This window comes from Bacillus sp. HNG (genome assembly GCF_003400205.1).
Taxonomy (GTDB): domain Bacteria; phylum Bacillota; class Bacilli; order Bacillales; family Bacillaceae_L; genus Ferdinandcohnia.
In genome coordinates this window covers 40,885-62,634 of the sequence record NZ_QUQV01000012.1, presented here as the reverse complement: position 1 = coordinate 62,634, position 21,750 = coordinate 40,885, and the positions used below count along the sequence as shown (strand labels likewise).

Here is a 21,750-nt window from a genome sequence, read left to right as displayed (position 1 = left end):
AAATCATGGAAAGTTCTTGGTTACTCTTTTTGTCCGTTACATAGCTTTTAAAAATTATATCATAGAACGAGTTTTTCACTTCACCTCTTCTCAATGATCTCGACAAATTTTGTCGATGCAGGTGATAACGGAACATTTTTTACGTAACAGATGCCTATGCTTCGTTTTGGGATTTTTTCTTTGAGAACCACCTCATGTAAGATGCCCTTCTTTAAATAGTCCTGTGAAAACTCCTTTGTGACACAAGCAATTCCAAGATTTATTTTCGCAAACTCTAAAAGTAAATCATGGGAGCCCAGTTCAAATTCTGGTGAAATCCTTAAGCCCTTTGATAATAAAAACTCGTCCACATATTTACGGGAAATGGATTTTGGTTCAAGGAAAATTAAAGGATGCTTCATTAATTCTGTTACGCTCACTTGCTTTGGTAAGAGATTTTTATACTTATATCCACAAACAAAAATGTCGTGAATATCCATGCATGGAATTTGTGCTAAAGTAGGATCATCCACCGGGAAATTACAAATCGCAAGGTCAACCTCACCCAACTTTAATAATGAAATCAGCTCCTGAGTGGTCCCATTTTCAATTTTAAACTTGATATTTGGATATTCTGTGTGAAAGGATTCTAAATATGTGAGCAAAAAGTACTTCGAAATCGTATCCCCCACACCAATTTTCAATTCACCTTTAGTTAAATTCTTAAATTCTAAAATCATTTCCTCCCCTACGTTGAGGAGATTCATTGCAGAATGGACATATTCAAATAATCGTTTTCCCTCATTTGTTAAGGTGACCCCTTTTGGCGTTCGGTTAAACAACCGTATGTCCAGTTCCCTTTCTAGCTGCATTATTGCCTGACTGACTGCAGGTTGTGTCATAAAAAGGTCCTTAGCTGCCTTCGAGAAACTTCCATTCTTAGCAACTATACTAAAAACCTTATATAAATCTAATTTGCCAATCATATAAACCACCCTTATACCCATTATTAGATATATTAATTTTACTTATAACACATAATAGATGTATAGTACTAATAGATAATATTTACATTAATCTTATCAGCATTTAGGAGTGATTGTTTTTGGAAAGAGTAGTAGGAACAGTTGTAAGAGGATTACGTGGTCCCATTATCAATAAAGGAGACAGCATTGAGCAAATCGTTGTAGATACTGTATTAAAAGCTTCCGAGGTTGAAGGTTTTACGATACAAGACAAAGACATCGTAACTATAACTGAATCTATTGTTGCTCGCGCTCAAGGAAACTATGCGACCATTAATGATATTGCGCAGGATGTAGAAGCAAAATTTGGTGACGACACCATTGGCGTTATTTTCCCAATCCTTAGCCGTAACCGTTTTGCAATTTGTCTTCGAGGAATTGCGAAAGGCGCGAAAAAAATTGTCCTTATGTTAAGCTATCCGTCAGATGAAGTTGGAAACCACTTAGTGGACCTTGATCTTCTTGATGAAAAAGGGGTAAATCCTTGGACAGACGTATTGACTGAACAACAATTCCGTGACCTATTCGGACATAATAAACATCCTTTTACTGGTGTAGATTATATTGATTACTATAAATCATTAATCGAGGAATATGGGGTTGAATGTGAGGTTATCTTCTCAAACAATCCAAAAACCATTCTAGACTATACAAAGAGTGTGTTAACTTGTGACATTCATACAAGATTCCGTACGAAGAAAATTTTAAAAGCGAACGGTGGCGAAAAGGTCTACAGCCTTGACAATATTCTTTCTGAATCAAACAATGGCAGTGGCTTTAATGAACAATATGGTTTACTTGGTTCAAACAAAGCAACAGAGGAAAGCGTGAAGCTCTTCCCTCGTAATTGCCAACCAATCGTTGATAAAATACAAGAACTTCTTAAAGAGAAGACTGGTAAACATGTAGAGGTTATGGTATACGGTGACGGTGCTTTCAAAGACCCTGTCGGAAAAATTTGGGAGCTTGCTGACCCAGTTGTTTCCCCTGCTTATACTGCAGGTCTTGAAGGTACTCCAAATGAAGTGAAACTAAAGTACCTTGCTGATAACAATTTTGCTGATTTAAAAGGTGAAGAACTTAAAAAAGCGATCTCTGAGTTTATTGCGAACAAAGAAGGTGACCTTGTTGGTCAAATGGAAGCACAAGGAACAACACCTAGACGACTAACTGACCTTATTGGATCTCTCTCTGACTTAACCTCAGGAAGTGGAGACAAAGGTACTCCATTCGTATATATCCAAGGTTACTTCGATAACTATACAAAATAATGAAAGTTCCCCTGTGATAACACAGGGGTTTTTTATATAGAAAATATGTTTCATTTTAGCCGAATATGGTATTCTCTTACTATGAAAAACACGAGGAAGGATGATAATTTGTTAAAATTACTCAGTTTCAATTGGGAGACCCTGCTTATTGAAGTAGGAATCATAGCTTTTAAAATAATTGGGATCTTCATTGCCTTTCTCATTGTGAAAAAGATTGGCAATAAGGTCATTGATCGCACCTTTACACGATTACAGGATAAACAAAATATTTCGTTAGGACGGGCTCATACCCTTCAAAAGTTAATGGAAAATATTCTTTCGTACGTGTTGATCTTCATGTTAGTAGCTTCAATATTTGGCATTTTTAATATACCCGTCGCAAGTCTTATTGCCGGCGCTGGAGTAGTGGGACTAGCGATTGGATTTGGAGCACAAGGACTAGTAAGTGATGTTGTAACTGGCTTCTTTTTATTATTAGAAAAGCAAATCGATGTGAACGATTATGTAACCCTTGGAGCTCTTGATGGTGTTGTTGAATCGGTTGGATTACGTACTACACAAATTCGAGGATTTGATGGAACCTTACATTATATTCCGAATCGCGACATTAAAAGTGTGAGCAACCATTCTAGAGGAAATATGCGTGCACTTGTCGATATAAAAATTGCTTACGATGAAAACATTGATCAAGCCATTATCGTGATGCAAGAAGCTTGCGAACAGGTTGCTGCCAATAATCCAGCCATTGTTGACGGACCAAACGTCATTGGTGTTCAAGAGATAGGAACTTCGGATATTGTGTTGCGAGTAATTGCTAAAACAGTTAATGGTGAACAGTGGGAAGTGGAACGTCAATTGCGGAAAGCCATTAAGGAGGCATTTGACGCAAAAGACAATTCCGATGTCACTTCAGGTCAGCCTTCATCGTAATTGCGAAAGAATAGATAAAAAAGGGGCATCCATTTAACTGGAGCCCCTTCTTTTTTATCTATACTATTATAATTCTATTATTGTGCAGTGTAACCACCGTCAACAATTAAGCTATTTCCTGTCATGAAAGTAGAATCATCACTAGCTAGGAATAATACAGCCTTCGCCATTTCTTCTGCTTGTCCAAGTCGCTTCATTGGAGTCATAGTGCGTAATACCTCTTTGCTTTCTTCAGGAATAATTGGAGTATCAATGAAACCTGGGCACAAAGCATTTACACGAATATTTTTCTCAGCATATTCAAGTGCAAGGGAACGAGTTAAGTTAACTACGCCACCTTTTGCTGCGTTATAAGCTGCTGATCCCGGTGAACCAACCCATCCGTACATAGAAGCAGTGTTCACGATTACGCCACCATCTGCTTTTAAGAATTCACGGATTGCTTCGCGTGCAACTAAGAAAACGCCGTCTAAGTCAACATTCACCGTATTTCTCCACTCAGAGTATTCTAATTCATGTGAAGGTTGAACTCTTCCAATACCTGCGTTATTGAAAACAATATCCACTCTTCCAAATGCTTCAATTGTTTGTTTATAGATGTTCGCCACTTCTTCTTCACTTGTAATGTTTGCTTTTACAAATAAAGCTTCTGCGTTTAGCGCTTTCAATTCTGCTTCAAAAGCTTTACCTTTTTCTTCATTTAAGTCAACAAGAACAACCTTTGCTCCTTCTTCAACGAATAAACGAGCTGTTGCTGCTCCAATTCCTGAAGCTCCTCCAGTTATAACAGCCACTTTATCTTGTAATTTCCCCATTATAAATCCTCCCCTTAATATATAATATGGATATAGTGTTTTACAAATGGCACTGTCACCATTTGTTCACAATTTCATTCTACTATTTTGATTATAGTAAACAATCATCAAAGAAAAGCAAACTGTTCAATTAATAGACAGTTTCTTCATAATTGTCTTTCTTGGGGAGGTTTTTTAATGAATGATGAAGTAGATACCCTGTCGAAACGTCGTAATCGAACAAAAGAACATCTAAAGCTCGCCTTCATCGACCTTATCAAAGAAAAGGGCTATCATTCCATTTCTGTAAAGGACATTGTGAACAAAGCTTCTTATAACCGCAGCACCTTTTATGTTCACTACCAGGATAAAATCGATATAGCCGAGGACTTGCTAGATTCCATGATGACAGGATTGTGGAATTCTGTTGGAAAACCATATAGACCTGGACAAAAAGTATTTACATCAAAGATTGGTAAACCATCTTTTAATATCGTTTCCTACATTGATGAGCATCGGAACTTTTTTGAACTAATTAAATATGAGGACACGTTACCAGGTTTACATACAAGTTTCCCACAAACGATTTTAAAAATATATCAAGAAAAATTTATTTTTGAAACGATCAATAACATTCCTGTCAACATGGACTATTTCAAGCGGTATACGGCATATGGCTTTTACGGACTCATCCAAAATTGGATTACAAGTAACTTTAAGGAATCTCAGGAGGAGTTTATTGGGGAGGTCATTGAGTTAACCAAAACCCATATATACTCATTTAAATATACCGGCAACTAAAAAGGACAGGTTCTTCATGTGAAGGACTTGTCCTTTTTTTCAGATTTTCTTCCGAAGCTCCGACGCAACTAATTGCATATCTTCAAGAAGAAGTGCATACAAATTCGGCCTTCTTCTCGCCGCGAGTGGGTGGTATCCGACAGTTGTTTGATAACCATTCATCTGATAGAAGTTTCCCCTTAATCCTTTAACCTCAAGCTCTGGATTTCCGAAAAATGACTGAACCGCAACATTACCCAAACATAAAATGAGCTTAGGTTTCTGTTCCTCCAACTGAGCATATAAATGCTTGATACAGATTTCGCGTGTCTTCTCTTTATCATAGGCGCGTTTGGGCTGTCTTTTTATAATATATGTAACATACAATTGTTCTTTATCTATTCCTGCTTCATAAGCTGCTTTCTGCAGGGTCTGCCTTGTTCCACAAATCATCGGATTGCCTTCACGATCTTCACGTGCACCAGGATTATCCAAAATAAGCATGATTGGTGCTTTCGGATTCCCCTCACCCCATATCATTCGCGAGCCCTGCTGATACAAACCACACTCCTTACAATCTTTTTGATTTTCAGGCGTTGGATCCTCCCGCCACATAACCGGACAAAACGAATTCACATCCCATCACACTCCTTGAGGTTAGGATAACCAAATCTGGAATATGAAAATCTGGACTCATTCATATAGTCCGGATTTTGTTAAAGTACATTTTCACTCACAATTTGGAAAATAAGTAGCACTGTTACAACCCTTAAAATCGGCTTAACATATTGAGGCTTTAACTTTTGGGCAATCCGCACCCCAATTTGCGCCCCTGTAAATGATCCTAACAACAATGCAATTGTAACTGGCCATATTATTTTACCAGTCGCAATATAGGTTATCGCAGCCCCAAAACAACTCGAAAACGTAGCAAGCCTAACTAATCCAACTGCACGAATATATGCGACATTTAAATGATTATATAAATAGAGCATTAACGTCCCCTGCCCAGGACCAAATAATCCATCATAAATTCCAATACAGAATAGCCCTGGTGCACTTATTTTATTGAACTTCAATGGTTCATTTCCTGTAAAATTTCCTTTTCCCACAAAGGAAACAATGAAAGCAAACAATAGCAAAACAATTGCCACTATATACATGTTTTCAGCTGAAATCCTTGAAGCAATAAAGCCGCCACTGATTCCACCGGCTAGGCTAACAGGTATAATCCATAAAGATTCTTTTAATGAGAGTTCCTTTTTCCGCAATAAGTAGAAAAAGCTTGAGAACGAACTAATTGTGTTCGAAACCTTATTCGCGCCAATCGCCGAATGAACCGGTACTCCTAATAGCAACATCGATGGCAGGCTGATTAATCCCCCACCACCAGCAAGCGTCCCTAAAGTCGTTGCACAAATCCCAATAAAAAATAGAATAATATATTCCAATTACTACCACCCCTTGTAACTTAAGTATAGTGGCAAAAGGCTGATTAGAAAATGTAATCTTCGTTATATGAATAGATAAGTTTTTCCTATAGTGTTGGACAAAAAAAGCCACTTGCTATCAATTTTAGCAAGTAGCCTTCCTCTTTTTCTCTATCCCATGATTAACAAATAAATAAAGAACACAACCATCATAACTAAACCAAATGGGGCACCGAATTTTGCCCATTCTTTACTTGTAATTCCAAGTTTGTTTGCTGAAATGATATTTGGAATATTTCCTGGGATTAACATTCCACCACTAATGATAAGTCCTAGTAACAAGAAGCGAATGGTTTCTGTACTCATCGATGAACTAATTTCAGCAGCCGCTAGTGTAGCATTATCTAGAACGGCTGAAATCATGTTGATCCAGTATAAAGCTCCTGGTTGTAAATGTAGTAAGTACTGGTTTACTAATGGTTCATAACCAGCGCCTAGAAGAGTTAAACCCATTACGAATAAGTAAATTTTAAAAGATCGAATAATAATCTCAGAGTAGCCTTCTGCTTGGTTGTCCCCATCTAGTCCACTATCACCCTCAATTGGTTTTAAGACAAAGAATGCTACAACCCCTATCGCAAGAACAGCAACAATAACCTCAACCCCAATCAACTGAAAGAGGTAAAAGAAATTCTCATTTAATTTGTTTGTTGTTATCGTTGATAATGGTTCCCCCACTGGTGTAAGCACGGCGCCTAATCCAATCGAAAAACATGCTAGGATAACAGCTCTAATTTCAGTCTTACGATCTAAACTTAAGGTACTTACAATTGATACGAGAACGATCGCTGCAATAATAGCAGTAATCACACTTGACAATAATCCTAAAACGACAATAATTATTGCAAGAAATAGACGAATGTCCATTTTGTGACTTACTTTTAAGATTGCCCCTTCAATTGGCTTCTTCAACCATTTGAACAACAAGCCCGCGATAAGGACTGCTAGCGTAATGAAAATTGGGTCTTTTAAGGCATGAACGAATAATTCCCCATTAAAGACGCCACTTACGAGTGCCGCTAGAAAGCCCATGACAAATAAAAAAGGTTCTAAGTTTCGTTCTATTGGTTTTACAACAAAAGGTAGAAATAAAACGAGTAGTAGAATGATAATAAGTCCAGCAGTCATAGTTTTTCCCCCAATCCCTGTGTTGTCGCGACTACTATTCAATAGTAATTCATTGTGAAAATTTTCACATGCCCTATTTGATAACGTTATCTCGACTATTTTTATTTTAACATACTTTTTAGAAGATCCTTCACTAAAATCCTTCCTAAGACGCACTTTTTAAAATTAACATGCCTACCTTTAACCTAAATCCGAAAATTCCCATACCCCTTCATGTTAATTATTCCTTTCGGCATCTTAATTACGCATATTTAATAGCATTTTATGCGTATAATTCGGTATTCAAGACTAATCCTAAGATAACAGCAGATTATGTCTACTAGATACGCTTAAAAGGAGTCTTATCACGATATACGTTGGATTATCACATTTGATTCCTTTACTTTATTATTGATATACTTACAATCGGTTAAGCGAACCGTACGTTACTATTTATTTTTCAAGAAATATTATTGTGAAATTATTCACAAACAAAAAAGGGAGTTGATAGGATGGGATCTGTTATCCAATCGGAGCAAAATCGCAACGAAGCGTTGAGTGATGATTATTCCTTGGATAGAGTACCACTTAACAAAAGAAACATGAGTTGGTTAAGTATAACGAATATTACATTCGGAATTGCAACGGCTATTTTTTATTTTCAAATGGGATCTGTTATGGCCCTTCAGTTTGGTGCTATTAACGCGATCATTTCCGCTATTTATGCGATCATCGTTGCCGGTATTCTTGGAACTTTCATTGCGTACTTATCAGCCAAGTCTGGTATGAACGTCAATCTATTATCAAGGGGTGGCGGTTTCGGTTATATTGGCGCATCATTAACCTCCATTATTTATGCCACAAACTTCATCATGTATTGTGCACTTGAAGGCTTAATTTTAGTTTCCGCAGTCCACGAATTCTTACCTATTATTCCTGAATGGGCTTTAATTCTATTCTTTGGTACCCTTGTCATTCCATTAAATTGGTTTGGAATCAAGCAATTGGACAAATTACAAAAATGGTCATTGCCACTATTTGGCGTCTTTTTAATTGCCGCAATTATTGTAGCAGCTATGACACCATCCTTATACGATGGAAGCTTTTGGTCTTACATGCCGGAAAATGTGCAAGTTGGAGGAACTGCTCTTCTTCTTTGTATTGGTATGCAGCATGGGATTATGGGATTAACTCCCCTACTTGCATCTGATTATGCACGTTTTCTTAAACCTAAGGACACGAAAATTGGAATATTTGCCATTGGATTTATTCCACAAATCTTTTGTTTCGGTGTGATGGGAGGCTTAGGTATTTGGTTTGGCGTTCGTCTTGGTGAGCCAAATCCTGGTGTGTATATCGTTACTCTTCTAGGTATGTGGGGAGCACTATTTACGATGATTACCCAAGTAAGAATTAACGTTACAAATATTTATAGTGGTTCACTATCACTTTCAAATTTCTTCGAAAATATTTTTCATTTTAAACCTGGAAGACGCTTTTGGGTCGTTGTCACCGGAGTATCTGCCATCATTTTAATGCTTACCGATATAGTCAATCATCTTGGCACAGTTTTGACCTTCCAAGGAGTTTTCCTTTTATCTTGGGCATCTATTTTAGTTACAGATGCTGTTTTTGTTAAGAAAATATTAAAGATTGGTCCTCGGTATTATGATGCTAAACAAGAGAACTTATTCAAATGGAATCCCGTCGGTGTTGGGGCACTGTTAGTTTCATGTAGTCTTGGTACTGTAGCTGCACTAGGATTTATGGGAACATTTTTACAAAGTACGGCAGCATTTTTTGCTAGCATTCTAGCATCGATCCTAACTGTTATTTTGGCGATTGCTACAAAAGGAAAATATTATATAAAGAAAGAAGCAACTGATATTAAAAAAGAAGAGTACGTCGCTTAACGTGTTAACCCTCTACATCTACGTGTAGAGGGTATTTTTTTGCAAACATTTACATTAAGCAGAATTTCACCTGAAAAATATATTAAAATAAGATATAATCAATTCTAGATATACTAATCTTATGAAAATTGCGAAATGGAGGAACTAATAATGTATCCTAATATCCTTAGACATCCTGGACCTACTCCAATTCCTAAAAAAGTGGAACTAGCAATGGCTCAGAATATGATCAGCCATCGCACTGAAGAATTTGTCAAACTATACCGAGACACTACGGAACGTGTCAAATCCGTTTTCGGGACGAAACAAGATATTTTACTTCTTCCTTCAGGGGGAACTGCAGCATTAGAAGCAGCTGTTGTAAATACGGTTTCCCCTGGAGACGAAGTAGTTGTCATTACAGTAGGCGCATTTGGTGATTATTTCGTTTCAATCTGCGAAAAGTATGGCTTAACGGTACATAAACTTGCAAAAAGTTGGGGTGAAGCTTGTACTAAGGAAGACCTGATTGACTTTTTGAAACCGCTATCTACTGTTAAAGCTGTTTTTGCTACTTATAATGAAACGTCTACAGGAATATTAAATCCAATCAGTGAACTAGCAGAAGTCGTACGCAATCATTCAGATGCTCTCTTTATCGTCGACGGTGTGAGCTGTATTGGGGGCGCCCCTGCTAAAATGGACGAATGGGGTATTGATATTTTAGTAACAGGTTCACAAAAAGCGATGATGCTTCCTCCTGGACTTGCTCTTTTAGCCGTAAGTGACCGTGCTTGGAAAGTGATAGAGGCTAATCCTACTACTGCCTATTATCTAAATCTATTAAGCTATCGTGAGTGGGCATCAAAAGGAATGACACCTAATACACCAGCTATTTCGCTCATTATGGGGCTTTCTGCGGTGTGCGATTTGATTGAAGAGGAAGGCGGATTTTCGAAAACGGTTGAACGACATGATGTCATGAAAAAAATGGTTCGGGAATCTATGAAGGCCTTATCAATTGGATTATTAACGAATGATCAGTATGCGTCACCAACTATTACTGCAATCCACGCCCCTGAAGGTTTGGATCTTCCAGCCTATTTAGGACACTTAAAGAAAAAGTATCATCTTGATTTTGCAGGTGGTCTTGGCCATCTACAAGGTAAAATTTTCAGATTTGGCCATATGGGCTACTGTTTCCCAAGCGATATCCTTCAAGCCGTTTCCCTAATGGAGGCAGGTTTACAAGACTTTGGCTATCGATTTGAGCCTGGTGCTGGGGTAAATGCAGCACAACATGTTTTCTTGTCCTCATTAAAAAAGTAACTCATATAAAATGCCAGGTCCCTTTCACATAACGCTAGTGAAAAGGGATCTGGCATTTGTTCTCTTGGAATGGTATGAAGTACTACTTATTCTTGGCTAATGTCGGCTTCAATTCGACTCATGAATTCCTCTGCCGCATTATAGCCTTGCTGCCTTAAATACCAGTTATTCGCTGCTGCCTCAATAAGACCAGCTACATCACGTCCAGGCTGGAGCTGGATTTCAATCGAAGGAATCTTAACACCCATATATTCCATGGTGTTAATTTCCTGATCCAAATCATTATACAAGCCATCTTTTTCCCATTTCGTTAAATGAATATCTAGAGAAATCCGTGTTTCATCTTGAAAAGCTTTACGTCCGTACATGCGTACCACATTTAATAATCCGATACTGCGGAGAGCCAGAAATTCTTTCGTCTTTTCATCATGTGTCCCCAGAATGGTTTGTGGGCTTAGCTTTTTCAAAACAACGATATCATCGGCTACGAGTCGGTGTCCTCTCCGAATTAGCGTATGGGCTGTCTCACTTTTTCCAACCCCTGAATTTCCACGAATCAGAATGCCAATCCCAGATACATTCATGCAAACCCCATGGACAGCAATTTCTTCAGCTAATTCCTTAATCAAAAAGGCATCCAATCTTACGATAAAGTCTGAAGTAATTTCAGGTTCTTTCGTTACTAACAATGGAATCCCTTGCTCGACACAATGCTTTTTTAAATAAGTAAGTCCTTCTTCCCCACATGTCACGATAAAACAAGGAGGATGATACTTAACAACATTCCCAATCCGGATTCTACGTTCTTCTTTTGTGAGTTTATGTAAATACGTTACTTCTTTTTTTCCTAAAATTTGAACCCTCTCTGTTGGAAAAAAGTCGAAGTGGCCAACGAACTCTAGCCCTGGACGATGCACACGTGATTGGCTGATTGGATTTTTCAACTTACTTTCACCGGCCAATACCTTTAATGAAAACTTGCGAACTAAGTCTTCTACTGTTATTTTTTTCACCCTACCATTCACCCGCCCGATAATCTTTTATTATTTGAATTATACTTTATGAATGGTGGAAGCGTCATCATGTTAGACCGTTTTTTTTATTAAAATTAGGAACGTTTTTCCACTTTTAAAATTTTGTACAATAACACAAAAAGAGCTCTCCAAATGGAAAGCCCCTACTCTTCTTATAACCTTTTCACAGTTTCCCAGATTTTTTCATTGACTGGAATTCCTTCTTTAAGATTCTTCTCGCGCTCTTTTGCTGTTCGTTCACCCGGGTAAAGTATATCTGTACCACCGTCCATTTTTGTTGAAGTTTTTATATACTCAGACATATTCTTAATATAAGCATCAGCGTAATTTTCACCCGCATAGGCGATTGGGTTAATTGCAATAAATACTTGTGAAATGCCTTCGTCCCTTTTATCCATTCTCATATCAAAAGTAGAGCGTCCTATAGATAAGGCCGAAACCACCATATCAATCGCTATTGAAAGCCCTGAGCCTTTCCAAAAACCAGCTGGAAGAATCTCGCCGCCGTTTAAAATAGCGTCTGGGTCATTCGTAAGAATACCCGCTGTATCATATCCTCCATCAAAAGGTAGTTTCTCTCCTGCTAACGAATAGGTTTGCAGCTTCCCGTATGAGAATAGAGATTGTGCCATGTCTAACAAAACATGTTCACCATTTTTTTTTGGGATGGATATAATCAACGGATTATTTCCAATTCGCTTTTCAGTTCCACCCCAAGGTGGCATATTAGGAAAAGTGTTCGTCATACAAATACCAATACAGCCTGCATTAGCTGCCTTCAATCCATATGTACCGCCCCGAAGCCAATGGTTTGTGTTGCTCAAGGCAACACAACCGATGCCAAATTCCCTAGCTAGTTCAACCGCTCTTTCCATTGCGATTGTTGCATTGATTGGACCAAAGCCCAGTTGCCCATCCCATTGCTCAAGCGCGCCAATCCCATTTCGTTTTTCAGGACGCACATTTGGTTTAATCGAACCTTCGTCTATCGCCTGCACAATAGAGGGAAACCTGTTCAACCCATGTGAATAGACGCCATCACGGCTATTATCGGCGATAATGGATGCTGCCGTCTCTGCCGTATCCTCTTCAAAACCTCTATTTAAAAGCACCCTTTTAAATTCACTTTTCAATTCATCATAAGGTACACGCATGTCCACTGCTCCCCTTGCCAAAATATTAACCCTCTATCCCTTTTGCTACTGGATTCTCCTCATAAGAAACCCAATCACTATAGCTTCCTGCATATAATCTTACATGTTTAAATCCTGCCATTTTTAAGGCAATAAAATTCGGAGTCGCTGTTACACCCGAGCCGCAATAAACGATGATCTCATCTTCCTTGTTAAGGTCTGCAAATCTCTTTTTCTGTTCGTTGCTATTTTTAAAGATACCTTGCTCCATACCTTCTACCCAGCACTTATTAATCGCCCCTGGAATATGCCCCGCAATTCGGTCTATCGGTTCAACCTCCCCTAAGTAGCGACTTTCATCCCTAGAATCTATTAAAACGGGAGATTTTTTCTTCTGCTTAACAATTTCCTTTACTTCCTCATAAGAAGCCAGCATGTCTTCACGGATACGAACTTCAAATGAAGCAGGTTCTCCTTTCGGTACCTCCTTCGTCATCGGGTATTCCGCTTCAACCCAGCCCTTAAAACCTTCGTTTAACACATATACTTTGTCATGACCAAGATAGGTTAGCAGCCACCAAAAGCGAGATGCAAACTGCCCCTCGCCACCATCGTAGGCAACGACTATTTTTGAATGGTCGATTCCTGCCTTCTCAATTTCATACTTAAACTGCTCCATATCTGGAAGTGGATGTCTTCCCCCATGCACTGATACAGGCGCGGACATCTGCTGTTCTAAATCAAAATAAAAGGCCCCTGGAATATGACTTTCCTGATAAAGCTGTTCCCCTTGGGTTGGATTTCCTAATGCAAACCGGCAATCGACTATTTTTACATCCTTGTTTTGTAGTTGATCAACAAGCCATTCCTTATTCACGACATAATCCACTCAAACCGCCTCCTTCTTCCAACTATTTACTGCATATCCCCATTTTACAATTAATTGTGGAAATCATTCAAAGAAGATGAAGAAAAATTGTTTTTTAATTGATTCTAGGAGAAAGATAAGGAAAATGAGGTTCGAAAGGATGAGTTCAATGAAAGCAACTGATCTACTTATAGATTGCTTGGAAAATGAGGGTGTTGAGTATGTGTTTGGCATCATGGGAAAAGAAACGCTTGATCTCATGAATTCGTTATCAAAATCAAAACAAATTACGTATATCAATGTACGTCATGAACAAGGAGCAGCTTTTATGGCTGACGTTTATGGAAGATTATCCAAAAAGGCTGGTGTTTGCCTGGCGACACTAGGACCAGGTGCTACCAATCTGATAACTGGAATAGCAAGTGCTACTCTTGACCATTCGCCGGTTGTCGCGATTACGGGACAAGCAGGCTTTGAAAGACAACATAAGGAGTCCCATCAATATCTTGATATCGTGAAAATGTTTGAACCTGCCACAAAATGGAGCGTTCAAATTAAGGATTCAAAAACCATACCTAAAATAATCCGCAGGGGTTTTAGGGAAGCTCAAATGGAAAAGCCAGGCGCCGTCTTAATTGAATTGCCAGAAAATCTAGCACCAGAAAACAGTGCTTCCCAGCCATTACCGGTTATACCTATCCCAAAAAGTAAACCTACTGTAGAAGCAATGGAAGCCGCACGGATTTTAATAGAACAGAGCCAAAAGCCGGTTATAATCGTAGGAAACGGGGTAGTAAGACAAGACGCTATGGCAGAACTCCATAAATTTGTTGAACAACTTCAATCACCGGTTATTCACAGTTTTATGGCAAAAGGAATTTTGCCCAAAGACCACCCACTTAATTATTTCACATTTGGGTTAATGAAGAAGGATGAAGCTTTACCTTTAATAGATGAATCGGACTTACTTATTGTCATTGGGTATGATGTAATTGAGAAACCGGCTATGGATTGGAATAAAAAGAAATGTCCAATTTTGCATCTCGACCCACTCCCGGCTGAAATGGATGAATACTACCCTGTAAAAGCAGAATTAATTGGAGACTTAAATGAGACATTACAGGCACTAACTCAACTGGAACTTCCATCAAAACAATGGGTACCCACTGGTAATCTAAAAGAACGAATGGAAACAATCTATCAAATCAATCAAGATGTAAAAGGAAAACAAGCTCTTTCCATCGAGAATATTCTTACCATTATCGAATCTCATTCAACAGAAAAGACCATTGTGGTCTCTGATGTTGGGGCCCATAAGCTAGCTATCGCCCGCACGTATCAACCAAAACAAGCTGGTCGACTTATTATCTCAAATGGATTAGCCTCAATGGGGATTGCCTTACCTGGCTCCATCGGTGCCAAACTAGCATGCCCAGATGCTCCCGTTATTTGTATTACTGGAGATGGAGGAGCTTTAATGAATATTTCAGAGTTAGAGACTGCCAATCGATTAGGGTTATCGATTATTGTGATTGTGTTAAATAATTTGACGTTAAAATTAGAGGAACAAATGATGAAGGAAAAGTTTTATCACAGCTTCGGAGCCAACTTTGGGAATCCCGACTTTCTGAAACTTGCTGAAAGCTTTGGGGTAAAGGGAGTTAGACCGACTCATTTGAATGAGTTCGACCAAATTTTGAAGGAAGCAATGAATAGCGATGAAGAACTTTTACTGATCGAAATTCAAATGCCAAGTTAATAGAACAAAATGGGGATGGCTATTCTGCATCAAAGCAAAATAACCATCCCTTTTTTCAAAATATCTTTAATTTCCCGGAACCAGATTACTTCATCTAACCATTCAGCTTTTCGATAAACACAACCTTAAGATAATTTCCTTCTTTAAACTCCCTAATGGTTTGGAAATCCCGAGGTAATGAAAATTCTTCGACCATTTTATATTTGCTGTTACTTTCCTTAAATGCCATATCAATAAAACCTTTAAATTTTTTCATATCAAATGACGCACTATTTGTTGAAGCGACAATGACCCCATTCTTCTCCGTTATCGCAATTGCTTCCTTCAAGAGATTCTTATAATCTTTTTCGGCACTGAAGGTAAACTTCTTTGACCTCGCAAAGCTTGGGGGATCAAGGATTACCATATCAAATTTCAAACCTTTTTTACCCGCATATTTAAAATAATGGAAAACATCTTCCACGATAATATCATGGGCTTCATAATCAATGCCGTTTACACTAAACTGCTCAATCGTCTTTGGTAAACTACGATTAGCCAGATCAACACTGGTTGTCTTTGCAGCCCCACCCAATGCCGCAAAAACAGAAAATGCCCCGGTATAAGAAAAGGTATTTAATACGGTTTTCCCTTTTGCATATTTATCACGAATGGTTCTTCTTACATCCCGCTGGTCGAGAAATACCCCAACCATCGCTTCCTCATTAAAATATACAGCAAAATGAACCCCGTTCTCTTTTACAAGAATCGGGAATTGGCCTCTTTCACCCGCCACAAACCCGTCTTCCTCAACAAATTTCTCATCTCCACGAAACCTTTTTTTCTGGTAAATCGCTTTATACTGAACAAGATTTTTTAGTGAGGTAAGCACATGGTCGAAATATGTATAAATTCCTTTGCTGTACCAATTAATTAAGTAATAACCATCAAAATAGTCAATGGTAAAGCCACCGATTCCGTCCCCTTCTCCATTAAATACTCGAAAGGCGTTCGTTTCCTTATCTTGAAAAAAAGACCTTCTTTTATCTAGGGCTGATTTAAGCTTCCTTTCGAAAAACGATTGGTCAATCTTTTCATCCTTGTTCCTCGTGAGCACCCAACCATACCCTTTATTTTGCTTACCGTAATAGCCCTTACCTATAAATGCATCATGTTCATCAACAAGGTTAATAAGTACACCTTCTTCCAAAGAACCGATGTTATTCATTACTTGCTTTGTAATCAAAGGGTATCCTTCCCTATACTTTTTCACAAGATTTGATTTTACCTGTATATTCAATTCCGTTCCCATGATCTCCATCCTTATCTCTTACCTACTTTTTACTTATGATACCTTTACCAAAGCCATTTTAAAAGGGGACAGTCCCACGTCACCTTAAAGTAACGAAGAACTGCCCCTTTTTTTACTTATTCATTGCAGAAAGGAAATCTCCTAATAGGCTGTCTAAATCGGATACATCCTCATCCTTTTCTTCTTCAATTTGGTTATCTTGCTTTGCTGTTTCCCAGTTAAATTGATTTAAATCATCCTCGAACGTATCACTATCATTAATAGAGGTAGTTTCATCCTCCTGTGAAGCTGCAATTTGCATCTCATTAGTCGCAACTTCCTCTTGAAGGTACAAAGCCTCGTCTAGATCCAAGGAATTGCTATTTAACGAAGCAAGTAGCGCTGTTGCACGAACTGGATCTGATAAGAGATGATAAATGATACTTCCAAGTAAGGCCTCGGAGTGCTCATGCTTTAGCCAGTTCCGCTGCGATTTACTTAATGTATGAGGGAGTGGAACCGTAATGACTTCTCTCTCCTTTGAGTAGGACTGACCAACACCTTGCATGACGAACTCGGCAATTTTACTTGAAAAATTTCTTCGCTCTGTTTCCTTTAATTTTTGTAGATGCTTTAATAAATGATCAGGTGTATCGGATGGTACGCGAAATGATATCGCTTGGCCCCTTTTCACCTCGGTTGAGGTAGACTTTTTCATAGAATCACCTTATTCTACTTCTTTACTGGTTCTTTCACCGGCTCTTGTGATACCTTTTGCTTCTCATTCTTCCTTACAAAATCCGTTATAAGCTTATAATAAGCGTTCGCCATCATCCAAATGCTCTCTTTTTCATCTTCAAAGAATTCAATATTATAGCCATCAAGATTATTATTTAATGTTTTGATATAATCCTTTAATACAATGGACCCGCCACCAACAAAATAGCAAATTTCCGTTTGCGAGTTTTTTAACCATACATTGCGGAGTAACCGATATTGCTTTTTCGCTAATTCGAGCAGAATTCGATCTGTTATGTCATGAACACTTGTCCGGCTCCCCTTTACCATAATATGATTACGGTTATTTTTTCTTGTGATAATTTCAACTACATCTCGGCGACTATCTAATTCTATTCCGTGCTTGGAGCGGATTTCTTCTCTAATTGCTTCCAATGATTCAGATACCCCAAGATTAAAGCCTTGAGCCTTATCATCATCGACCGTTCGGTTTCGAATAACCGCAATATCTGTTGAGAGTCCGCCAATATCTTGGATTAAAATTCGTTTATCAATTAAATCCTTATTGATTACCTTCAAATTATTATCCATTACCAGATTAATATAAGCGGCAAAGCCTTCAGGATAAATTTTAACTTCATTAAATTTAATATTTACCTTTAGCCCTTGGTATCTTGGTGTTACAAGAAATTCCACCTGATGAACGGAGCCAGTTAACTTTGATCGGTATCCAGCATCCTTTCCTTCCTTTACTTCTCGAAGCGGTAATCCTGTTCCCAACGTGTAATTCGCATCAATCACATTTTTTGAACGTGGAAAAGAAGCCGTGTTTTCTTCACTTACGGCATCCAATGCCAAAGTTGCAAAAAGCATAATCAATGTTTGATCTTCTTCTGATTTGCTGCTCCCTGGGTCCAATTCTGATGCACTGCCGCTTTTTGTCGCCAAATGGCCAACACGATAAATCACGTTATTTTCCTTTAAAGCAGGGGAGTGAACCTTAATATGTATTCCTTCCAGTGGGTCCTTACTATTTAATTCTTCTATTCCAATTACTGGACGATCCTCCGTGTCTCTAGCGATTATATTAGGTATATTTAATTCGTAATCTAGCTCTCCGAAGATCGCCTTTATAGAGTCATTTCCAACATCAACTGCTGCAATTCTAGACATAGACATTCAAACATCATCCCTTTTAGTAGATTTTTTTATTGCTATGTATGCCTTAATAAAAGGGTATAAGAGATTGCTAGATTCCTCAATAACTCTGGACGAAAAGAAACATAACTGTAAACCTGTAAACACCTTGTAAACATGTCGTTATTTGTAAACATTTTTGTTATCTTTGTGTACAAATTCGTACACATGGCGGTATTCCTGGATGTATACAGGTTTGTAAACATGTAAACGGAATTGTACACACTTTGTTTACAGTTTGTATACGTGTAAACAGATATGTAAACTTAAAAAATGAAAAGGGGATGCTCCAAAATATCTTGGATACATCCCCCACTGTTTGTATTCAACTTACCTAATTTGTCCATTTCCTCGAATTGTATATTTGGTAGAAGTAAGAGCAGGTAACCCCATTGGTCCACGTGCATGGAGTTTTTGCGTACTAATTCCGATTTCAGCGCCAAATCCAAATTCAAATCCATCTGTAAATCTGGTTGATGCATTATGGTAAACAGCCGCGGCATCCACTTCTGTGAAAAATTGCTCCACATTTTCAGCTGATTCAGAAATAATCGCTTCTGAATGCTTTGTTCCATATTGGTTAATATGGGCAATGGCCTCTCCTACATTCTCAACTACTTTTACGGCAACCTCTGGCCCTAAAAATTCCGTTCCCCAGTCTTCCGTACGAGCAGGAATAATATCCTTCCCTATTTGTTGGACTACTTCATCACCATGAATTTGAACATCATGCTCTTGTAAAGCCGTTATTAACTCCTCTAAGTGGTTAGACGCCCAAACCTTTTGTACAAGAACATTTTCAATCGCATTACATACAGATGGTCTTTGCGTTTTTGCATTAATCGCAATGTCTATAGCCATCTTAGCGTCAGCTGTTTCATCAATAAACACATGACAATTTCCTGCACCAGTTTCTAGTACTGGAACGGTTGAGTTTTGGACAACCGTCTGAATCAACTTTGCGCCACCTCGTGGAATTAAAACATCAAGATATTCATTTAGTTTGAACATTTCTGATGCTGTCTCTCGGCTAGTATCTTCTAATAATTGTACGGCCTCAATTGGTAGATTACTTCCTTCAAGCGCATGCTGGATTACCTTTACGATTGCTTTGTTAGAATGGATCGCTGTGGAGCTACCTCGAAGCACTACGGCATTTCCTGTCTTTAAACAAAGACTTGATGCATCTACTGTTACATTTGGTCGTGCCTCATAGATCATTCCAATTACCCCAAGAGGAACTCGAACCTGAGCAATTTTAAGACCATTTGGACGCTCCCATTCTTCTAATAATTGTCCAATTGGGTCTTCAAGCTCTGTCAAAAGAATAAGAGCGTCTGCCATATCTTGAATTCGCTGTTTATTTAGCGTTAAGCGGTCTAGTAATGACTCACTCATCCCATTTTCTTTTCCAGCCTGTAAATCTTTAAGATTTTCTTCTAAAATAAACGTTTGTTCCTTTATGAGTTGCTCAGAAATTGCAGATAGTGCCTTGTTTTTTTGTTCTGTGGACGCTTTTGCTAGAACCGAAGCTGCTTTTTTTGCCTTTTTCGCCTTTTCAATTAACTCACTCATATTTAACTCTCCTCCCTTTTTGACTTACCCAATTGTCCCTATGAATGACAACACCTTGATCACTGTTTACCTTAACCATGGCTTTGGTGCTGGATAATCCTTTTATTTCAATTAATTGATCGGAAGAAAAATTAACTTTTCCTTTTCCGATAATATCTCCCTTTACGTTCACAACCTCAACAACGTCATTGATTCTAAAATTGCCAATAATATTTGTCACTCCTGCAGGAAGAAGACTTTTACCGTGTCTTAGAATAGCCGTTGCTGCGCCCTGATCAACTTCAATTTTCCCATTAGGAATTGAATGTAAAGCTAGCCACTGTTTTGATGTATTCATACTAGTAAGTGAGGAGTTCCCAATATATGTTCCATCCCCTTTTCCTGCAAGGATATCAACAAATTTTTCCCCACCAGAACCAGAGCCAATAAACACTTTAACCCCGAGACCTAACGCAGTACGTGCTGCCTCAATTTTTGATTTCATTCCCCCTGTGCCTACCTTAGAACCTGTTTCGGTGGCACCACTTAACAGTTCATCATGAATGGTTTCGAGGAAATTGTACCTTTTTGCTTCTGGATGTGTTCGTGGGTTTTGATCGTAGATGCCATTGACATCGGTAATGATGATCAAAAAATTTGCATGTACGAGACCACTTACTAGCGCTGATAACATGTCATTATCCCCAAAATTTAATTCTTCTAGTGAGACCGAATCATTCTCATTGATAACAGGTACAACATTTCGTTTTAGCAGTTCCGATAAGGTTGCATAAGCATTATTATATTGGTCTTTATATAAGAAATTCTGCCTGGTTAACAACAATTGTGCAGCAACAATCCCATGTTTTTTAAATTCTTCGGTATACCCTTTTAAAAGTAAACCCTGTCCAACAGCTGCAGCTGCTTGCTTTCCCGCCACGGTTTTAGGTCGAGAAGAATATCCAAGATCCATAAACCCGGCTGCAACAGCACCTGATGAAATGAGAATGACTTCATGCCCAAGTTTCTTTAATCGTGCAATCGCATCAACGTGCTCGCGTAGTTTCTCAATACTAAGTCCACCATTTTGATTTGTTAATGAACTACTCCCTATTTTGACAACAATGCGTTTTTTCTTCATTTCATTCACCGCCAAATTGTTATAAAAAAAGGCCCTTCCATCCCTATAAAAAGGACGAAAAGACCATTGTCTCTCGTGGTACCACCTTTATTGGCACTAGAAATTCATTCTAATACCCACTCGAAAACCTTTAACGCGGGCAACGGTTAGGTTTTGCCTAACAGTTCAAGGGACAGGTTCAATAGCATTGCAGGCGCGTAAAATCTTTCAGCCGATGAATTTTACTCTCTTTTACCTGAGGACTATTTACTAGTTCCCTATCTTTACCTCTTATATATACAAGTGTGCATAACTAATTATGTTTTATGATTAGGAATATTATGAATCAAATTTGTTGCAATGTCAATGTCGCTAACTGATAATATGAGAGGAAGAATTGGGAATGAATGTTTTATCAAAAAAGGAAAATACTATTTAATTATAATTAATTAATGCATTATCGTTGACATAAATAATAAT

Annotated in this window: 19 protein-coding genes; 6 read left to right on the top strand and 13 right to left on the bottom strand. The window is 38.3% G+C overall.

All coding sequences use genetic code 11. The features are described from left to right. Positions 1-80 precede the first annotated feature (80 nt). Complete coding sequence (locus DZB84_RS18900; protein WP_116353873.1) at positions 81-965, bottom strand: LysR family transcriptional regulator; 885 nt, start codon at positions 963-965, stop codon at positions 81-83. Positions 966-1,084: 119 nt separating this feature from the next. Here DZB84_RS18900 and DZB84_RS18895 point away from each other — a divergent pair, with 119 nt between their 5' ends. Both DZB84_RS18895 and DZB84_RS18890 read left to right on the top strand, forming a co-directional pair. Beyond that, entirely contained in the window at positions 1,085-2,275 is a 1,191-nt protein-coding gene (locus tag DZB84_RS18895) for a coenzyme F420-0:L-glutamate ligase (RefSeq protein ID WP_116353872.1), read from the top strand. A 108-nt stretch (positions 2,276-2,383) separates the two neighbouring features. Then, a complete protein-coding gene (locus DZB84_RS18890; protein WP_223254512.1) occupies positions 2,384-3,205 on the top strand; it encodes a mechanosensitive ion channel family protein in 822 nt (273 codons plus the stop codon). A gap of 77 nt (positions 3,206-3,282) precedes the next feature. Here DZB84_RS18890 and DZB84_RS18885 read toward each other — a convergent pair whose 3' ends face one another. Further along, on the bottom strand, positions 3,283-4,020 hold the full coding sequence (locus DZB84_RS18885) for an SDR family NAD(P)-dependent oxidoreductase (protein WP_116353870.1): 738 nt from the start codon (positions 4,018-4,020) through the stop codon (positions 3,283-3,285). A 177-nt stretch (positions 4,021-4,197) separates the two neighbouring features. On the opposite strand from DZB84_RS18885, the gene DZB84_RS18880 reads away from it, so the two are divergent. After that, positions 4,198-4,800 carry a TetR/AcrR family transcriptional regulator gene (locus tag DZB84_RS18880; protein ID WP_116353869.1) on the top strand — a complete coding sequence of 201 codons (603 nt, stop codon included), beginning with the start codon at positions 4,198-4,200 and terminating at the stop codon, positions 4,798-4,800. 39 nt (positions 4,801-4,839) lie between these two features. Here DZB84_RS18880 and DZB84_RS18875 read toward each other — a convergent pair whose 3' ends face one another. The 3 genes from DZB84_RS18875 to DZB84_RS18865 all read right to left on the bottom strand — a co-directional run bounded on the left by DZB84_RS18875 (position 4,840) and on the right by DZB84_RS18865 (position 7,397). Next, entirely contained in the window at positions 4,840-5,415 is a 576-nt protein-coding gene (locus DZB84_RS18875; protein ID WP_116353868.1) for a uracil-DNA glycosylase, read from the bottom strand. 80 nt (positions 5,416-5,495) lie between these two features. Further along, positions 5,496-6,230 carry a sulfite exporter TauE/SafE family protein gene (locus tag DZB84_RS18870; protein WP_116353867.1) on the bottom strand — a complete coding sequence of 245 codons (735 nt, stop codon included), beginning with the start codon at positions 6,228-6,230 and terminating at the stop codon, positions 5,496-5,498. Between the two features lie 150 nt (positions 6,231-6,380). Continuing rightward, complete coding sequence (locus DZB84_RS18865) at positions 6,381-7,397, bottom strand: DUF1646 family protein (protein WP_116353866.1); 1,017 nt, start codon at positions 7,395-7,397, stop codon at positions 6,381-6,383. A gap of 491 nt (positions 7,398-7,888) precedes the next feature. On the opposite strand from DZB84_RS18865, the gene DZB84_RS18860 reads away from it, so the two are divergent. Both DZB84_RS18860 and DZB84_RS18855 read left to right on the top strand, forming a co-directional pair. Next, a complete protein-coding gene (locus DZB84_RS18860; RefSeq protein WP_116353865.1) occupies positions 7,889-9,289 on the top strand; it encodes a purine-cytosine permease family protein in 1,401 nt (466 codons plus the stop codon). A gap of 150 nt (positions 9,290-9,439) precedes the next feature. Further along, positions 9,440-10,597 carry a pyridoxal-phosphate-dependent aminotransferase family protein gene (locus tag DZB84_RS18855; RefSeq protein WP_116353864.1) on the top strand — a complete coding sequence of 386 codons (1,158 nt, stop codon included), beginning with the start codon at positions 9,440-9,442 and terminating at the stop codon, positions 10,595-10,597. 86 nt (positions 10,598-10,683) lie between these two features. Here the strand turns inward: DZB84_RS18855 and hprK are convergent, their stop codons facing one another. From hprK to DZB84_RS18840, 3 genes are all read right to left on the bottom strand, one after another. Continuing rightward, the gene (gene hprK / locus DZB84_RS18850) at positions 10,684-11,610 is read right to left on the bottom strand and encodes an HPr(Ser) kinase/phosphatase (protein ID WP_116353863.1); all 927 of its coding nucleotides are present in this window, start codon (positions 11,608-11,610) and stop codon (positions 10,684-10,686) included. Positions 11,611-11,783: 173 nt separating this feature from the next. Continuing rightward, complete coding sequence (gene yiaK / locus DZB84_RS18845) at positions 11,784-12,785, bottom strand: 3-dehydro-L-gulonate 2-dehydrogenase (RefSeq protein WP_116353862.1); 1,002 nt, start codon at positions 12,783-12,785, stop codon at positions 11,784-11,786. Positions 12,786-12,810: 25 nt separating this feature from the next. Beyond that, on the bottom strand, positions 12,811-13,653 hold the full coding sequence (locus DZB84_RS18840; RefSeq protein WP_116353861.1) for a sulfurtransferase: 843 nt from the start codon (positions 13,651-13,653) through the stop codon (positions 12,811-12,813). A 139-nt stretch (positions 13,654-13,792) separates the two neighbouring features. On the opposite strand from DZB84_RS18840, the gene DZB84_RS18835 reads away from it, so the two are divergent. After that, entirely contained in the window at positions 13,793-15,391 is a 1,599-nt protein-coding gene (locus DZB84_RS18835) for an acetolactate synthase large subunit (RefSeq protein ID WP_223254511.1), read from the top strand. A 94-nt stretch (positions 15,392-15,485) separates the two neighbouring features. Here the strand turns inward: DZB84_RS18835 and DZB84_RS18830 are convergent, their stop codons facing one another. The 5 genes from DZB84_RS18830 to proB form a co-directional block, all read right to left on the bottom strand. Further along, the gene (locus DZB84_RS18830) at positions 15,486-16,682 is read right to left on the bottom strand and encodes a class I SAM-dependent rRNA methyltransferase (RefSeq protein ID WP_116353860.1); all 1,197 of its coding nucleotides are present in this window, start codon (positions 16,680-16,682) and stop codon (positions 15,486-15,488) included. Positions 16,683-16,794: 112 nt separating this feature from the next. Next, positions 16,795-17,379: a hypothetical protein gene (locus DZB84_RS18825; RefSeq protein ID WP_116353859.1), complete on the bottom strand. Its 585-nt coding sequence runs from the start codon at positions 17,377-17,379 to the stop codon at positions 16,795-16,797. Between the two features lie 14 nt (positions 17,380-17,393). Continuing rightward, positions 17,394-18,578, bottom strand: a complete 1,185-nt coding sequence (locus DZB84_RS18820) for a ParM/StbA family protein (RefSeq protein WP_116353858.1) — start codon at positions 18,576-18,578, stop codon at positions 17,394-17,396. 348 nt (positions 18,579-18,926) lie between these two features. Next, positions 18,927-20,171, bottom strand: a complete 1,245-nt coding sequence (locus tag DZB84_RS18815; RefSeq protein WP_116353857.1) for a glutamate-5-semialdehyde dehydrogenase — start codon at positions 20,169-20,171, stop codon at positions 18,927-18,929. After that, positions 20,164-21,291, bottom strand: a complete 1,128-nt coding sequence (proB, locus tag DZB84_RS18810) for a glutamate 5-kinase (RefSeq protein WP_116353856.1) — start codon at positions 21,289-21,291, stop codon at positions 20,164-20,166. The genes DZB84_RS18815 and proB overlap by 8 nt, the downstream gene beginning before the upstream one ends. Between the last annotated feature and the right edge of the window lie 459 nt (positions 21,292-21,750).

Coding starts and splice junctions, on each gene's coding strand:
- DZB84_RS18900 (WP_116353873.1), bottom strand. CDS start 965: ATGATTGGCAAATTAGATTTATATAAGGTTTTTAGTATAGTTGCTAAG.
- DZB84_RS18885 (WP_116353870.1), bottom strand. CDS start 4,020: ATGGGGAAATTACAAGATAAAGTGGCTGTTATAACTGGAGGAGCTTCA.
- DZB84_RS18880 (WP_116353869.1), top strand. CDS start 4,198: ATGAATGATGAAGTAGATACCCTGTCGAAACGTCGTAATCGAACAAAA.
- DZB84_RS18865 (WP_116353866.1), bottom strand. CDS start 7,397: ATGACTGCTGGACTTATTATCATTCTACTACTCGTTTTATTTCTACCT.
- DZB84_RS18860 (WP_116353865.1), top strand. CDS start 7,889: ATGGGATCTGTTATCCAATCGGAGCAAAATCGCAACGAAGCGTTGAGT.
- DZB84_RS18855 (WP_116353864.1), top strand. CDS start 9,440: ATGTATCCTAATATCCTTAGACATCCTGGACCTACTCCAATTCCTAAA.
- yiaK (WP_116353862.1), bottom strand. CDS start 12,785: ATGCGTGTACCTTATGATGAATTGAAAAGTGAATTTAAAAGGGTGCTT.
- DZB84_RS18835 (WP_223254511.1), top strand. CDS start 13,793: ATGAGTTCAATGAAAGCAACTGATCTACTTATAGATTGCTTGGAAAAT.
- DZB84_RS18830 (WP_116353860.1), bottom strand. CDS start 16,682: ATGGGAACGGAATTGAATATACAGGTAAAATCAAATCTTGTGAAAAAG.
- DZB84_RS18825 (WP_116353859.1), bottom strand. CDS start 17,379: ATGAAAAAGTCTACCTCAACCGAGGTGAAAAGGGGCCAAGCGATATCA.
- DZB84_RS18820 (WP_116353858.1), bottom strand. CDS start 18,578: ATGTCTATGTCTAGAATTGCAGCAGTTGATGTTGGAAATGACTCTATA.
- DZB84_RS18815 (WP_116353857.1), bottom strand. CDS start 20,171: ATGAGTGAGTTAATTGAAAAGGCGAAAAAGGCAAAAAAAGCAGCTTCG.
- proB (WP_116353856.1), bottom strand. CDS start 21,291: ATGAAGAAAAAACGCATTGTTGTCAAAATAGGGAGTAGTTCATTAACA.